Consider the following 15,646-nt stretch of genomic DNA (forward strand, 5'->3'; position numbering starts at 1 on the left):
ATCTTAAGCCCTGAGCCTGGAAAACCGGTCAGGCAAGAGATTTTTATAGGAAGATTTAAAGTCAGTATTTAAAAACTAATATCGATAAACTCCATCCATTTGTCAGGGGACTTATCCATTTTCATGAAGATATTTTCCTGTTGCTTCGCATCTAGCTTCAAGGAAGTGAAAGCAATACTGAAATCTTTCCGGTTTTAATTTTTCTTTTGCCATTTAATGTTGGCATAAATCTTCATCATCGGCGGGATTTACAAGTTACCAGCAACCATATCATAAGCCGGGGATAGTATATTACCAATTCCCGGTTGACGGATCAGAAAGAAATTCTTCAGAATGCATATCGGCATTGCGAGTGAGGAATGTAAAATAATACCTGTTCAAAGAAATTGATGACATCCCAATCCCCAGGTTGGCAGAAAACTTCCAAATAGCCTTCGCTACCTGTTCGTAAGAACCATGGTACTTATCTTCAGTTAATCGTTCAGTAACCTGGCATATGTCCTCCCATATGCAGTTTATTTCTTTTTCACGAGTCAATTCTCCTGGTCAGGTATGCTAAGTTGCCAGATTGCAGTCGAATTAGAGTGTGTGGCACCACCTTGATTTTGCAATTTCAGCCAGGTGCATAGTGAGATCTTCAACTTCAGGTAAATGTTGATAATAGGGGAGTAGGTTGGTTTCAGAATATAACTCCCAGACACCCATAATGGTGAAGCGTTTTGGCTCATTCTTTCCTAAACCCTTTTGACAAATTCAGTGATATTTTGGGGTTTGTACTCCTGTAACAGCCATCTGGCTGCTGATTACCTGCAGGGCCAGTTCTTCTATTGTGATTCATGATACTGGAGTTCAGGAATGGCCACCAAACATCTTTTTACTGCATGCGGTATGGAAATCTCTTCCTGTTTTCTAACAATCCGTAACAATATAACATCTCTTCATTAAAGTTTCCTCCCCGTTTACACTGTGAACACTTACTGCCCCGATACAATCTTTACAACATACCAATAACAATCCCATACGATCGCTTGGGTTTAATTTCCAGTTTTTTCGGCGATATCAAAGCAGCCATCCTTCCGGGGATAAGACCATCGAAGAATGGAAACAAGACCTTACTGTCAAAGGCTTATCCTGTGGTGGCAGGGGTACTCACCGGCACGGTATCAGAGGATTCCAGGAAAATCTTATCGTATTGAAAATGATACCCGTCTTCATCCTGTGTGAGCCAGCCTGCAGTTTTATCGTTCACTTTTATTTCAACTTTTCTCATCCGCAGCATATTTCGGTTTAATGGCATAGGCGCCCACTTCATAGCCCAAAGTTGCAGCACCTGATTGACCTTATCCAAACTTGGGTTTCTTTACCCTGTTCCGAGTTCACGGACAAATCGAAGACCTACGCTAGCCTTTCTGACAATTCAGGCTGAGTAAGGTTGGCTGGTCGCCTTTTTCTTTTACAAATTCATTTAAAGTCATAATATATACCCTTTCAGGTACAAATATAATACAATTTCCTTAAAATACACCCTTACGGGTATAAAACATTGTAATTATTTCAATTTTGCACCCTATAGGGTATAAAAATTTTATCATATATAGCAAAGTACCCTTACGGGTATATAATCTGTACCTTAAGTACTGAAAAGAAAGTGTCGAAGGGAAAGTCAGCCGTCACCTATTCCACTTTCCAACTGACTGAAACTATAATTTCATTGCGTCGGTTAAAGAGCTGGAAGGGTGGATTATATCCCAGGTACCTGGTATGTCCGTAGGATGTAATGCCTTTTGATTCAAGGATAGTATAAAGTTTTTCTGAATAGGATTTCAGTTTTCTGTCTGATGCAAAGCCCCCAAACTTTATCACAGCGACATATTCATCTGCGGGTTTTGAATCAGCACATTGGGATCATTTGGCTTTGGAAGGTTTTGTTCGGTATATGATGATGGCATTACAAAGCTCATGCTTGAAACGGAATCATTGATGTCCATATGAACAGGGGCAGTCATTGAGATGCTTGTGCTGCTCTCATTTCCTCCGAAAATATAGCCCGCCAGTTTGCGAAACCCGGGGTTTGCCAGTTCCTTGTAAGTTTTTGCATTGGATTTAATGGTCGCAATGGTAGGCCGATGGATAAAACCGGATTTCGAAATCCTTTTCCTGCAGGATTACAGTGTATTTCTGCTCTTCGGTTTTGGTGGATGGCATAAGCATGAAGGATTGAAAGATGATAAAAATAAATACTGCAATGGCGGATACTATCAAAAATGTTTTCATTCGCTTTATATTGTTAATATTATCAAGCAGTAAAATTCAAAAGACGTGTTTGTGTCAAGGATCAAAGGATGCGATTTTAGCGACTTATTCACTTGTTATGCAGAGGGTAAGATTATAGACAAAAACGATCAAAGATCGATTCTTTCGGTTTAACCTTAATTCAGGATAAAATACGCCGCATTCAGGGCCGTTGCAAAACTTACCCATAACAGGTAGGGGATGTTGAGGTAGGCCGCCAGTGGTTTTATCTTCCTGAAGTTGATCAGCATTAAAACGATCATTATCCAAAGGGCAATGATTTCTAATAAGGCAATCCCAATCAGATTGAAATAGAAAAAGAGGAAACTCCATCCGAAATTCAACATCAGCTGCAACATAAAAATCAGAATCGCCTGATTTCGCTGCTTGCCGGCCTCCTGTTTCCAAACCATGTACAACGAGATACCCATAAGGATATACAGCATGGTCCACACCGGTCCGAAAACCCAGTTTGGAGGATTGAAGGAAGGTTGATTGAGCGAAGCATACCATCCCGGAATTGCCTCTGTCGTAAACATTCCGGCAATACCACCAACACAAAGTGGCAACAGGATTGATGCAACTAATTTTCCAACCTGGTTTGCTTTCATCTGTCTTTATTTACTGAAGTACTCTTTCAGGAGACCTGTTCCTGCTTTCAGATTCTCATAAATCTGATAAGTTTTAGAATAATTGTATTTCCTGTTAGTCAAATATCGGCTTTCCTGACAGCTGTTTAACATTGATAGAACAATAATGCCTTATTATTCTGGCATACATAAGTCTTTTGCCTTTGTATAGCCAATTGCTACTGTATAATCAACTTTTGGTTTTTAGTCCCCTTGCTGTTTTGCAGAGTGACTACATATAATCCCTTCCCAAGCTGATCAGTGTAAATTTCTGTTTCCTGATCCTGAATGTTCATTGATAGGCATATCCTGCCACTCATATCCCGAATCTTCAGACTTGAGGCTTCTTCTGAATCATCAGTTTTAACAGTGAATTTACTGATCGCAGGATTAGGGGAAATGGAAAATACTGCTAATTCGAATTCCGGAATTGAAGTTGTGCTGTAGGCGCTTCTGGCAAAAGAGTAATTATCGCAGATAATTTCCGAGACCATAGAAGGCACATAACCCGCATAAAGTGTATTGTCAAGAGTGTTAAAAGCAATCATTTTTTCATTAAAAGCCTCATCAAATCCCACCAGCAGGAAAGTCCCCGAATTCTGGTCAAAGGAGGAGGAACCTGCCAGGTAATAAGGGAACCCTACTATCTGTCCCCTTTCAATTACCTCACCGGTTTGTGTGTTGATCTCAACGATCCACTTTGCGTCTTCATTAAAGGTTGAATCAAACTGGGTATTGACAGCAAAAAGAAGATTATTCACATTATCATAGTTTACACTGGAAAAATAATTGAAGGGGTGTAGTAGTCAGCAAGGTGGTCTTTATCCAGGAAAATCCGGATTTCTTACGGGGGATGCCATAAAGACAGATGGATGTTTCATCAAATCCAATATAATAGAGTATTCCATTGTTGGAGTCGAAACCAATGGCATCTGCAACAATGCCATTTACTCCCGGCTCAACTATGGTTCCAAGCAAAGTTTCAGCCCCTGTACTGATGTCGAATTCGTTAACACTGATAAATCCGACCGTATCTAATTCCAGGGAATAAAGCTTGCCGGTGCTCATATCAATTTCAGAAATATTGGAAAAAGCGCTGAAATTGCTCAGGCTGGGAGTATTGGTTTCTGTGTTAAATGAAAGCAACACACCCGTATCTGCTGAAAACCCGCTTAAATAGTAATTACTGTTGTAGGCATTGAATGAAGAAGAGGCAAAAAGGTATGCATCCAGGCCTGAGGGATAGCGTTCAACCGATGAAGAATCAAAAGCCTGCCATTTGACAATTTCAATGCCGCCATTGGCGCTAGAACTTGTTCCGACAAGATTGATCTGTGCCAAAGCAGTCGTGCTGATCAGGATAAATGAAATGAGAGTAAAAAGTATCTGTTTCATGGCTTATCGTGTATTGAGTGAATGCTTCGTTTGATTAAGATGGACAATTTTATTGTGGTTTCTATCAAATTTTAATTGTCTTGCGTCCTTGCGTTCCCCTTGCGTCTTTGCGTTAAAAAGTCTCTACCTCTTGATAATCCTGGCCATTCATCAATGCAATCGAGAAAGTAAGTTTCATTTTGTTCATAGAATTACATTTATCGTTAAACAAAGTTTAAAGCAATAATGTTCGATGGAGGTTCATAATTCCGGTAAATTACTATTGTTGTGGCAGATTTTCATTAGAATGTTGAAAGATTTTTCACCGCAAGGACGCAAAGAAAGCGCTAAGACGCAAGCGCTCCCTGACAGGAAGACCCTTTGCGAACTTTTTTTTAACCTTGCCTCTTTTCGGTTAAATGCGGGTTTGCTTTTTAGTTCACTCCTCAGCGAAGCAAAGAAGGCGCGAAGACTCAAGCGCTCTCTGACAGGAAGACCCTTTGCGAACTTCTATTTAACCTTGCGTCTTTGCGGTTAAAAAGAATTTGCCATTTTGCACCATTTTTATCTTCCGCTCAATTTCACAATTGTTGCATTGATATGAGCCAGGAAGCGAATTCTTACTAAATGAATATTTTCCTTGACCCATCTTCTTCCTCATTTATTTCTGCCTTACCTTTAATGACAAATTATCCGCCATCCTTAGTGTTTTAGTAAAAAGGCCAAAATACAGCCTCTCTTGTAACAAACTCAAAAGGCCAGACGTTTAATAGGGTTTAAGATCTTCCGGATTATGAGTTTATTAAAAGCAAGCATACTGGTAATTGATGATGATGTGGATGTGCTCACCGCCGTCCGCTTATTACTCAAAACAGAGGTGCAGCAGGTGGTCACCGAGAAAAACCCTGAAAATATCCTTTCCCTTATCAGCTCTCGCCCCTTCGACCTGGTGCTGCTCGATATGAATTTCAATGCTTCTATCAATTCCGGCAATGAAGGCCTCTACTGGCTGAAACGGATTAAGGAGCTGAAACCGAATATCGCCGTCATCATGATCACAGCCTATGGCGATATCGACCTGGCCGTCCGTTCTCTCAAAGAAGGTGCCGCCGACTTCATCGTGAAGCCCTGGCATAATGAGAAGCTTTTATCCACCATTTCTGATATCCTGAAGAAACAGGTTCAGCATACTGCTTCTGCCCAGCCTCAGCCTGCCAAATGTTCTTATCCCGACTTACTGGGGAATAGCGATGTGATGCTGGATATCTTCTCCAAAATCGGGAAGATTGCACCTACCGATGCCAATATCCTGATCCTGGGGGAAAACGGAACCGGCAAGGACCTGATCGCCAAAGCCATCCATGAGAAATCTCTGCGAAGTAAACAACCCTTCATAAAAGTAGACATCGGTGCCCTCACCGAAACCCTCTTCGAAAGTGAGCTGTTCGGGCATAAAAAAGGGGCATTCACTGATGCTAAAGAGGACCGCATCGGACGGTTTGAAGCAGCCAATGGCGGGACCTTATTCCTTGATGAAATTGGCAACATCTCACTGCAGCAGCAGGCAAAGCTGCTTTCAGCATTGCAAAACCGGCAGATCACCCGACTGGGTTCCAATCAATCAATCCCGGTCGATATCCGCCTGATCTGTGCTACTAATCTCCCCATGAGTGAACTGGCCAATGAGAGCAAGTTCCGCAAAGACCTGGTATACCGCATCAACACCGTGGAGATCATTGTCCCGCCACTTCGGAAACGCAAAGAAGATATCCGACTGCTGATCGACCATTTCGTGAAAATGTATTCAGCCAAGTATTTTAAGGCTCATATCCGTTTTTCCGATGCCACCCTGCAAAAACTCGAACAGTATTCGTACCCCGGTAATGTGCGCGAATTGCAGTATATCATTGAAAGGGTGATTATTATGTCGAATGAAAATGAGATCACCCCTGACGACATCATATTCTCCCCGATTGAATCTACTTCTTCGGAAGCCCGGACGGATGGGGATGAAACCCGGCTCAGCAATATTGAGAAAATACCATCCTGAGGGTGATTGAAAGAACAGCGGCAATATTTCAAAGCTGCCAAAGAACTGGGTATCACGCACCGCATTATACAGGAGGTTGAGCAAGTATGAAATTTAGGAAGAACAACCTGGGACTTTTCCTGAGGGTAATGCTCTTGATGATTACCCTTCTTGCCTTTGCCTTCACGGTATTGCAGAAGCAATATATCTATGATGCAGTGCTGGTTCCTGTCATTATTTTCCAGCTGGTGGACTTCTACCGTCTGCATAAAAAGGCTCAGGATGAGGTGGAGCAATTTGTGGAATCCATTCATTACCGCGATTTCTCGAAGTATTTCAATGTAAAGCAGGCTCCGTTGGAGGTGAAGTCGCTGAGGCAGGGATTTAATGAAATCAATACCACTTTCAGGGTGGTAAGCAGGGAAAAGGAGATGCAATACCAATACCTGCAGAAGGTGCTTGAATTGGTGGATACAGGGATACTTTCCTACGATACCAGCAGCGGAGAGGTTAAATGGATGAATGAGTCGCTGAAAAAGATGCTGGAGATGCCTTATATGCGTACCATCCACCTGCTGGAGAAAAGGGATCACCTGCTGTATACCCAGATTATGGGGCTGGTGCCCGGGGAGCGCATCATCAGCACCATTCAGCATGATAAGAACAGTGTGAAGGTGGTGCTGTCGGCAACAGCTTTCCAGACAGAAAATCTGCATTTTAAGCTGATCGCCTTTCAGAATGTGAATGAGGCCCTGGAAGAAACGGAATCCAAAGCCTGGCAGAAGTTATTGAGTGTAATGACCCATGAGATCATGAACTCTGTGGCCCCCATTTCATCCCTGGCTCATACCCTGCAGGGACGATTGCGACAGTTTAAAATGGATATCCCTGATCCGACAGGCCTTGCGGAGGATCTCGAACTGGGGATTGATACCATTCAGAAGAGGAGTGAGGGGTTGCTGAAGTTCACCGAGACATACCGAAACCTGAATAAGATAACCAAGGCTTCACTGGCAAAGGTGTTCCTGAGTGGATTGTTTGATAATATCCACCGACTGATGCAGCCCACGCTGGAACAGAAAAATATTGAAGTAAATGTGATTCTGAAGGACCCCCTGCTTTCGGTAGAGATGGATGTGGGTTTAATAGAGCAGGTGCTGATCAATCTGATCCTGAACGCTATTGATGCAGTGAAAGCCAAACCGGACCCGAAAATTGTACTTTCAGCTTATACTGATAATGATAACAAGGTAATCATCAAGGTAGCTGATAATGGCTCAGGGATGTCGAAGGATGTGCTGGAGAAGATTTTTATTCCCTTTTTTAGTACCAAGAAAAATGGCAATGGCATCGGCCTGAGTCTCTGCAAGCAGATCATGATGGTACATAAAGGAACGATCACTGTTCAGTCAAAGGAGAATGAGGGGACGGCTTTTTACCTGAGGTTTTAGTTTTTTATTTCGGATGTCGGATGTTTGATGTCGGATGTTTGATGTCTAATGTTTGATGTCTGATGTTTGATGTTTGATGTCGGATTTGGAGATGATGAGATCTTGGGATGTGGAGATGCGAGGGGGAATAAAGATGTCCCTTTAAAGGGGAGGGAGATTTTAGTTCCAGGAAGCCTTTGACTAAGAGATGTGAGAGTGATGAGTGAATTTAGTTAGAAGATTAGGAGATGTGGGGATGTGGAGATGCGAGGGTTCGGGATTGGGAATAAAAGATGTCCCCCTTTTTTAAAAGGGGGTGTCCGCTTTCGCGGACGGGGGATTTTGGCCCCAAATCACCCAGTGTTATTCTATAGAAATGGGGAGATATTGAGTAGTTTTTTTAGATTTAGGATTTTCCCGAGGGGAAGCCTTTGACTAGGAGATGATGTGATGATGTGGAGATTATGAGATTAGAAGATTAGGAGATTAGGAGATGTGGAGATGTGGGGATGTGGGGATTTGGGGATGCGAGGGTTCGGGATTGGGAATAAAAGATGTCCCCCTTTTTTAAAAGGGGGTGTCCGCTTTCGCGGACGGGGGATTTTGGCCCCAAATCACAAATTAAACTTCTTAAGAAATGATTTGATCCAAATGGTCGGTCAATCAATGGCTTTTTATTCCCAGAACTAAGGATTTTTACCAACTATTCAACTTAATCGCACAGAATTTCCATTTGTGTAAATTGCCAGCCCCTTAGCGATTTGTCCTTCCCCCGACGGATTTGTGTCCTCTTTATATTTATTTCATTCGTGTCCATTCATCCGGAACACTGATTCGTGCGAATTCGTGGATATATTTTGAACTTCATATTCCCATTCATCCCCAAAGCGCTACCCACATCTCACCACAAAGCCTTACTCTGGTAGAAATCCAGCAGTTTTGTCCTGAGGATATAATTGTACTTCATCGCCACCAGGTTCATCAGCACCCTGTCCAGGTTGTTCTTGGCAATGACATAATCCACCGTCGAAATGGCCCCGTCAGCATAACGCACCTCCGCAGCATAGAACGATTGCTCGAAATCTGAGGCTTGTGACACAAGAATTTTATAAGCAGCATAATCCGCATTCATATTCACGAAATCCTGCTCAATAGCCTGTCGCAGTAAGTTACGGGTTTGCTGAGCCTGCACGTTCAGCTGCTTTTCCGCCACTTTGGCCTGGTTCAGCCTGTTACGGACCTGCATTCCATTCAGCAAGGGAATCTGCAACCCCAGGCTAACAGCAGAATTGAAGTTATTGCCAAGCTGGGTCCCATATTGAATGGGAACAGAGTTGTAGGTAGATTGCGGCGTATAAACCGGGCTTTTTACATTATTCAGCCAAACATAGTCCGGGGTCTGGATATCGGTAGTATTCACAAACTCCTGGGTATTAGCCGTACTTGAATAATTGGTATAGAGTCCACCTGCTATATACAGGGTAGGAAGCATTTGTCCCCTGATGGCCTTAATATTTCTTGCGGCTCCGGCTACCTTGAGGTCGACGGACTTCACCATGGCCAGGTGTTGCAGGGCATTGTCATAAACTTCGCTGATCGAAGCGCTGTAGGGTTGCAGCTCAATTTCATCAGAAATAGGGGCAAAGGCCATATTCTCAGAATAGGGAATGTTCATGACTTGTGCCAGGGTGAGTTTGGCTGTTTCCAGGCTGCTTTTTGTTGTTACTACAGCCAGCTCATCATTTGCCAGTTGTCCTTTCATATCATACAGATCGGAAGGGGAGATTGCACCCTGCTCATTCTTCACCATCAGCAGTTCCACCTTTTTACGGCTGGCTTCTGCCTGGGAGAGGGCAATATTCAGTTGTTCCTGGTTACTGAGTACATAGAGATAGTTCAGGATCACACTTAACGTGATTTTATCCTTTGCATGCTGAGCATCCATTTTACCTGCCTCGTAGTTCAATTGATACTGTTTCATATAGTTATGCAGGCTAGAACCATTCCACAGCACCAGGCTGGTCGATAGCTGGTAACTGGCAGCATTGTTCTGCTCATTGATATAGGAATTGGTATAGGGATTAATGCTTCGTCCGTTGTAAGCCGAATGCGAGATCCCTGCGTTCAGGTCGGGAAGCATGCTGGCTTTGGACTGATTGTAATTCAATCGGGCCGATTCAGCCAGCAGTTCAGCCTGTTTAACATCGGTATTGTTCTTATATGCTGTTTCAACACATTGTTGAAGGGTAAACACCTCTTTGCTCCCGGTGCCCTGGGCGAACAATAGGGTTCCTCCGGTCAGGATTGATAATATGAGCAGCAGCGCTTTTATTCTTTTCATGGTAAAATACTTAAAGGAATTGATTGTATTCTAGTGTTCGATGGTTCCATCCAGCAGATGAATGATTTTTGAACCATATGCGGCATTCTTTTCGGAGTGGGTTGCCTGGATAATGGTCACTCCATCTTCGGTATTCAGCTGTTTGAATAGTTCCATAATTTCTTCCCCCTGTTTGCTGTTCAGGTTCCCTGTGGGCTCATCTGCCAGGATCAGGCGGGGTTTTGCCACCAGGGCACGGGCCACACCTACCAGTTGCTGTTGTCCACCCGATAACTGGGGAGGAAACAGGTCTTTCTTCCCGACGATATTGAAACGGTCAAGAATATCTGCTACAGCAGCCTGCCTTTCAGAGGATTTAATATTCTGGTATAACAGCGGAGTTTCGATGTTTTCATAAACGGTAAGTTCATCAATCAGGTGATAGGCCTGGAATACAAATCCGATATGGCTTTTGTACAGCTGCGACCTGTGTTTTTCCTTTAACTGGTGAACCGGTTGCCCGATAAAATTGTATACACCCTCATTGAATTCATCCAGCATGCCGATTACATTCAGCAGAGTGGATTTCCCTGAGCCCGATGGGCCCATAATACTGATAAATTCACCGGCCTGTATGGTAAGGTTGATATCTTTAAGCAGGAAGATCCGGTTTCCGCCGGAATTCACCCATTTGAAAATGTTTTTAAGTTCGATCATATCGGGATTGATTAATAGAGCATCAATTGGTCAGTATCAAGGTATTTATTCAGTTTTTAAACTATTCACAGGATTCGACAATGCTGCCTTCATGGTTTGAATACCAATTAACAGGGTCGTAATAAAGCCCAGCGTAATGATTGCTATGATGAAGGGAAGTGCTGTGATCTGAATTCTGTAAACATATCCGTTTAACCAGTGCTGCATGATATAATAGGCAATGGGAAAGGCAACACAGGCAGCAATGAGGGTGATAACCAGGAATTCTTTCATAAACAATGTGATGATGCCTGTTACTGATGAACCTAATACCTTACGTATGCCAATTTCTTTGGTGCGTCGCTGAATACTCATGGCTACAAGTCCCAGCACTCCCAGCATTACTATTACCATGGCCAGCAGGAAAGCGGTATAGGAGGCCTGCCGGAGTTGTATTTCTGTCTTATACAGCTTTCTCAGGGTTTCATCCATGAACTTATATTCAAAGGGTGCACCGGGCATGAGGGTTGACCATTTTTTCTGAATGGCTTCAATAGAAGTACTTATGTCACCCGGTTTGAGCTTAACAGAAAGATACCTGAAAATGGTGGAATTGCCTACATGTACAAAAATGATGGGAGGTACCGATTGTTGCATCGAACCAAAATGGAAATCTCTGGTCACTCCTGCAATGGTATATAGCTGCTCGCTGCCTGCAATCTTAACCTGTCGTCCAATTGCCTCTTCCGGTTGCGACCAGCCCAGTGCTTTTGCTTCAGTTTCATTAATGACAACGATGGTTGAATCATTAAATACCCCTGAAGGGCTGAAGAAATTGCCTGCCCTGAGCGGTATGCCGAAGGTGGAAGCAAAATGTCCGTCGGTATTCAGAAACTCGGTGGAAATTGCCGAAGTAGAGTCGGTTCCGGCCCTGTACACAGCTGCTCCCCCTGAATTTCTTCCGTCGGGGATCTCAAAGGAGAGGCTGACATTACTTACCTGTGGAAGGGTTGCGAGTTGTGCACGTATATTCTCCATTCTGCTTACCCCAGCGGCACTCCAATCCCTGGGCACCTGGGCCGATATGATAAACTCCTTATTATAGCCGAGGTTTTTCCAAAGAAATAATTGATCTGCTGTGTCACAATAATGGCACCTATCAGGACGATGCTTGCAATCGAAAACTGGAATCCCACCAGTGCCTTACGAAGCCAGATCTTTTCTTTCACCGTTGTAAGCTTACCCTTTAGTGAATCGACCGTCTTAAAGCCCGACAATACCAGGGCAGGATATATGCCTGAAAGAAATCCGACAAATACAATCAATGCTAGTGGCAGGAACATAAAAACCGACGGAAAGGCTGTTAGTTCCGGCAAAGCTTTGGCTAACACTCCACTGAAGTAATTCCTGCTCAATGTATAGGAAACCAATGCAAATAAGGTTGCGAGGAAAACCATTACCATCGATTCGGTGAGGAACTGAAGGATCATCTGTTTTCTGATTCCCCCAAGGACTTTACGAATGCCAATCTCCTTAAGCCTTGTGGCAGAGTGGCCTACAGACATATTCACAAAATTTACCACTGCCATCAGCAGGATAAAAAGGGCGATAAATGACAATACATAAATCATCCTTTTAACCAAACCATTGTCCTTATTGAGGTAATAGGATTTTAGAGGAACCAGGTACTGTGTTAGATTGGCATTGAAATACTCAGAGGAATTTTTTTTCATGAGTTGTTTGATCGGACCGGATAACTGCTCCGGTTTCACACCTTCACGTAACTCAATATAGCTTGCCACATGCGGGCTTTCCCAGGATGTCATTTCTCTGCCAAAGAACCTGGAAGCTTCGATAGAAGTGTAGAATTGGGTTTCTTTATCATCCAAAAGGGAAGAAACCGAGTTGCGGGTATGGTCTTTAAGGATTCCCCTGATCATGAAATCGTGTTTCTCCCCTGAGAAATTCTCAATACTCACTGTTTCGCCTACTGCATCAGTCTTCCCGAAGTATTTCACGGCTGCCTCTTCTGTGATTACCAGGGAGAATGGGTCGGCCAGGGCAGAAGAAGCATCTCCATGTAAAAGCGAAAACCCATACATCCTTAGCAGCGTACTATCCCCGATCTGGAAGGATTCCCGGAAATGTTTATCTCCTTTCGATACATTGGAAGTAACACCATCGAACCGGTAAAAATTGGCTACCAGGCTGGGGTATTCTTCGTATAAGGCTTTAGCCAGGGGGCCAAGGGTAACCAGTTCATTTCCCATATCAGGACTTGTCCAGCGGCTCTGAAGGATATATTGCTGTTCCGGATTTCTCAGGGCTGCATTCACCTGCAATTCACTCCAGGAGTAAACACTGATAACCATGGCAAACAGTATTCCTGCTGATAAACCCAGGATATTTACCAGGGAATAATATCGGTTCTTCAGGAGATTCCGCCAGGCTATTTTCAGATAGTTGAGAAACATATTCAGGACATTATTCTGTTTTCAGGATCTTCGAAGGATTGGTCCAGGCCGCTTTAGCCGAGTGATACATTGCAGTTCCGGCTGCGGTTATAACTATTACCAATGCCGATACGATAAAGGGAATCACGGATAATCCTGCATTGTAAGGAAATACCTTGAGCCAGTTATGCATAAAATAGTAGGCGATCGGGAAGGCAATTACCGCTGCGATAAGTGCTAACCACAGGTAGTTTTTGGTGATCAGGAAAACCACTTCCAGGGTGCTGGAACCCAATACCCTCCTTATACTGATCTCCTTCTGTTTTTGCTGTGTAGTAAAGGCCGTTAATCCTAATAAACCCAGGCAGGTTATAAGAATGGTGAGAATGGAGAAGGCTGCAAATATCTTTCCTCGTTTTTGATCAGCAACATATTGAGAATTGAAGTTTTCATCAAGGAATTTATACTCAAAAGGTAGTTGAGGGAAATATTTCTTCCAGACTGATTCAGCCTTGCTGATCGTGGATTTAATGCTCCCCGGATCCAGTTTCAACTGAATAATGTTATTGTTGGGACCATAGAATAAGAGCAACGGTGCAATCGGGTTGTAAAGAGATTTCTGGTTGAAGTCCTTCATTACACCTACTACTTCCAAATAATTTCCCGAGGTATCGCCCGGAAATTTCACTCTCTTCCCGAGGGCTTCGTCCCAGTCGAAATGCTTTACCAGGGCCTCATTCACAACGATGCTGTGCAATGTATCGGCCAGGCTGTTGAAATTCCGTCCTTTTATGATCCGGATACCCAGGGAGCCCATAAAGTTTTCATCAATCTGGTAGCATTCGATGCCTTTATCGACAAAGCCCGTATTGGTTTGTACCGTAAACAGGTTGAGGTTGATATTGCCACTTCCCGGGTAAGCGCTACCAGTCCCTACTTCCTTCACCCCAGGCATATTGCGGAATTCATTATTCATTGCATAGATCTTATGCCTTTCATCTTCCCCGGTATTCACGGTTACCGTCATTACCTGTTCCTTGTTAAAACCAAGGTCAATTTTGCGGAGATAGGCGAGCTGCGAATACACCACCCAGGTACAGATCAGCATGATCATGGAGATAGAGAACTGCAGCACGACCAGTGTGCGGCGGAGGTTCACATTGCCTGAAGCAGAAGATAAGGCGCCTTTTAAAATGCTTACAGGCTTGAAAGAGGAAAGATACAGGGCTGGGTAACTGCCTCCAATCAACCCGGTAAATAGTCCGATGCTCAGCAAAAGCAGGGTATTAAAGGGCTGCATCAGGGTGCTCAGGGTGAAAAATTTCCCGGAAATGGAATTGAAGTAGGGAAGTAGAAGCAGTACCAGTCCGGCACTGATCAGGACCGCAATAAAAGCAGTGATCAGCGATTCTCCCAGGAACTGCAACACCAGTTGTTTCTTGGAGGAACCGGTTACCTTGCGGATGCCTATTTCCTTTGCCCTGCGTGCCGATCGCGCCGTGGTTAAGTTCATGTAATTGATGCAGGCAATCAGCATCATAAAGAAAGCAACAGCTGAGAATATCCAGATATACGACATGCTCCCCAGCTCTTCAGGTTCGCCATCAAGGTCCGAATGAAGGTGGATGGCTGTAATGGGCTGGGCCTCGTACCTGATTTTAACATTATATTGGGCAAAGATGGGCGCCATATATTTATCATACATGGGGAGGAGTTTTTTGTTGAAAGCGTCAACATCCACGCCTGGTTTAAGCAGTATGTAGGTAAAGTTGTTGAAACTACCCCAGTTGTCAAACCCGGCCTGGTTTCCTCTCAGGATGGTTGAAAAGGAAATCAGCATATCGAATCGCATATGCGAATTCTGAGGGACATCCTCAATAACCCCCGTAACCTGGTAAACATCGTACACAGTTTTCAACGATTTCCCTACAGCTGCTGAATCCTCTCCAAAGTACTTATCAGCCAGGGTTTTGGAAATAACAATGCTGTTCGGTTTATTCAGCGCGTTTTTCGCATTGCCTTCAACGAATTTATATCCGAAAATATCGAAAAGGGTGCTATCCGCATAATAGATCTTGGTTTCATAGAAACTCTTTTCACCATACTTGAACAAGGTTCTCTCCCTGTTCAGCAAACGTGCCGACTCTTCCACTTCGGGGAAGTCCTTTTTAAGCGTAGCTGCAAGGGGTAATTGTGTGGCAGTCCAGTTGGTATTTTTATCCTTTTCCTGAATGTATGAGGCGATCCTGTAAATCCGGTCTGATTTATCGTAATACCGGTCATAATTAAGTTCATCGGTAACATAGAAGATGAGGAACAGGCTGAATGTGATACCGATGGTAAGCCCAAGGATATTCAGAAGGCTGTACCATTTGTCTTTTTTCAGATTACGGAGGGCTATGAGCAATATATTCTTAAACATG

General features: G+C 43.6%; 9 protein-coding genes and 4 pseudogenes. 2 read left to right on the forward strand and 11 right to left on the reverse strand.

Going from position 1 to position 15,646, the window contains the following annotated elements:
• Positions 1-291 precede the first annotated feature (291 nt).
• From IPH84_05190 to IPH84_05220, 7 genes and pseudogenes are all read right to left on the reverse strand, one after another.
• Complete coding sequence (locus tag IPH84_05190) at positions 292-537, reverse strand: hypothetical protein (GenBank protein MBK7172625.1); 246 nt, start codon at positions 535-537, stop codon at positions 292-294.
• Positions 534-728: a hypothetical protein gene (locus tag IPH84_05195; GenBank protein MBK7172626.1), complete on the reverse strand. Its 195-nt coding sequence runs from the start codon at positions 726-728 to the stop codon at positions 534-536. Before IPH84_05195 ends, IPH84_05190 begins: the two co-directional genes overlap by 4 nt.
• A 181-nt stretch (positions 729-909) precedes the next feature.
• Positions 910-1,270 (reverse strand): annotated as a pseudogene (locus tag IPH84_05200) (HipA N-terminal domain-containing protein).
• A 404-nt stretch (positions 1,271-1,674) separates the two neighbouring features.
• A pseudogene (locus tag IPH84_05205) lies at positions 1,675-2,274 on the reverse strand (heme-binding protein).
• Between the two features lie 155 nt (positions 2,275-2,429).
• Positions 2,430-2,903, reverse strand: coding sequence for a tryptophan-rich sensory protein (locus IPH84_05210; protein ID MBK7172627.1), 474 nt, complete (start codon positions 2,901-2,903; stop codon positions 2,430-2,432).
• A 197-nt stretch (positions 2,904-3,100) separates the two neighbouring features.
• On the reverse strand, positions 3,101-3,682 hold the full coding sequence (locus IPH84_05215; GenBank protein ID MBK7172628.1) for a T9SS type A sorting domain-containing protein: 582 nt from the start codon (positions 3,680-3,682) through the stop codon (positions 3,101-3,103).
• Positions 3,683-3,686: 4 nt separating this feature from the next.
• On the reverse strand, positions 3,687-4,316 hold the full coding sequence (locus IPH84_05220) for a hypothetical protein (GenBank protein ID MBK7172629.1): 630 nt from the start codon (positions 4,314-4,316) through the stop codon (positions 3,687-3,689).
• 772 nt (positions 4,317-5,088) lie between these two features.
• Here IPH84_05220 and IPH84_05225 point away from each other — a divergent pair.
• Both IPH84_05225 and IPH84_05230 read left to right on the forward strand, forming a co-directional pair.
• A pseudogene (locus tag IPH84_05225) lies at positions 5,089-6,442 on the forward strand (sigma-54-dependent Fis family transcriptional regulator).
• Positions 6,432-7,775, forward strand: coding sequence for a HAMP domain-containing histidine kinase (locus IPH84_05230; GenBank protein ID MBK7172630.1), 1,344 nt, complete (start codon positions 6,432-6,434; stop codon positions 7,773-7,775). The pseudogene IPH84_05225 and the gene IPH84_05230 overlap by 11 nt, the downstream one beginning before the upstream one ends.
• Positions 7,776-8,655: 880 nt before the next feature.
• On the opposite strand, the gene IPH84_05235 is transcribed toward IPH84_05230, so the two are convergent.
• From IPH84_05235 to IPH84_05250, 4 genes and pseudogenes are all read right to left on the reverse strand, one after another.
• Positions 8,656-10,095 carry a TolC family protein gene (locus IPH84_05235; GenBank protein MBK7172631.1) on the reverse strand — a complete coding sequence of 480 codons (1,440 nt, stop codon included), beginning with the start codon at positions 10,093-10,095 and terminating at the stop codon, positions 8,656-8,658.
• Between the two features lie 30 nt (positions 10,096-10,125).
• Positions 10,126-10,791: an ABC transporter ATP-binding protein gene (locus IPH84_05240; GenBank protein ID MBK7172632.1), complete on the reverse strand. Its 666-nt coding sequence runs from the start codon at positions 10,789-10,791 to the stop codon at positions 10,126-10,128.
• Positions 10,792-10,836: 45 nt separating this feature from the next.
• Positions 10,837-13,244, reverse strand: a pseudogene (locus tag IPH84_05245) (ABC transporter permease).
• 10 nt (positions 13,245-13,254) lie between these two features.
• Positions 13,255-15,645 carry an ABC transporter permease gene (locus tag IPH84_05250; protein ID MBK7172633.1) on the reverse strand — a complete coding sequence of 797 codons (2,391 nt, stop codon included), beginning with the start codon at positions 15,643-15,645 and terminating at the stop codon, positions 13,255-13,257.
• Position 15,646 lies beyond the last annotated feature (1 nt).

The sequence above is a fragment of the Bacteroidales bacterium genome (assembly GCA_016707785.1).
In the GTDB taxonomy this organism is placed as follows: domain Bacteria; phylum Bacteroidota; class Bacteroidia; order Bacteroidales; family UBA4417; genus UBA4417.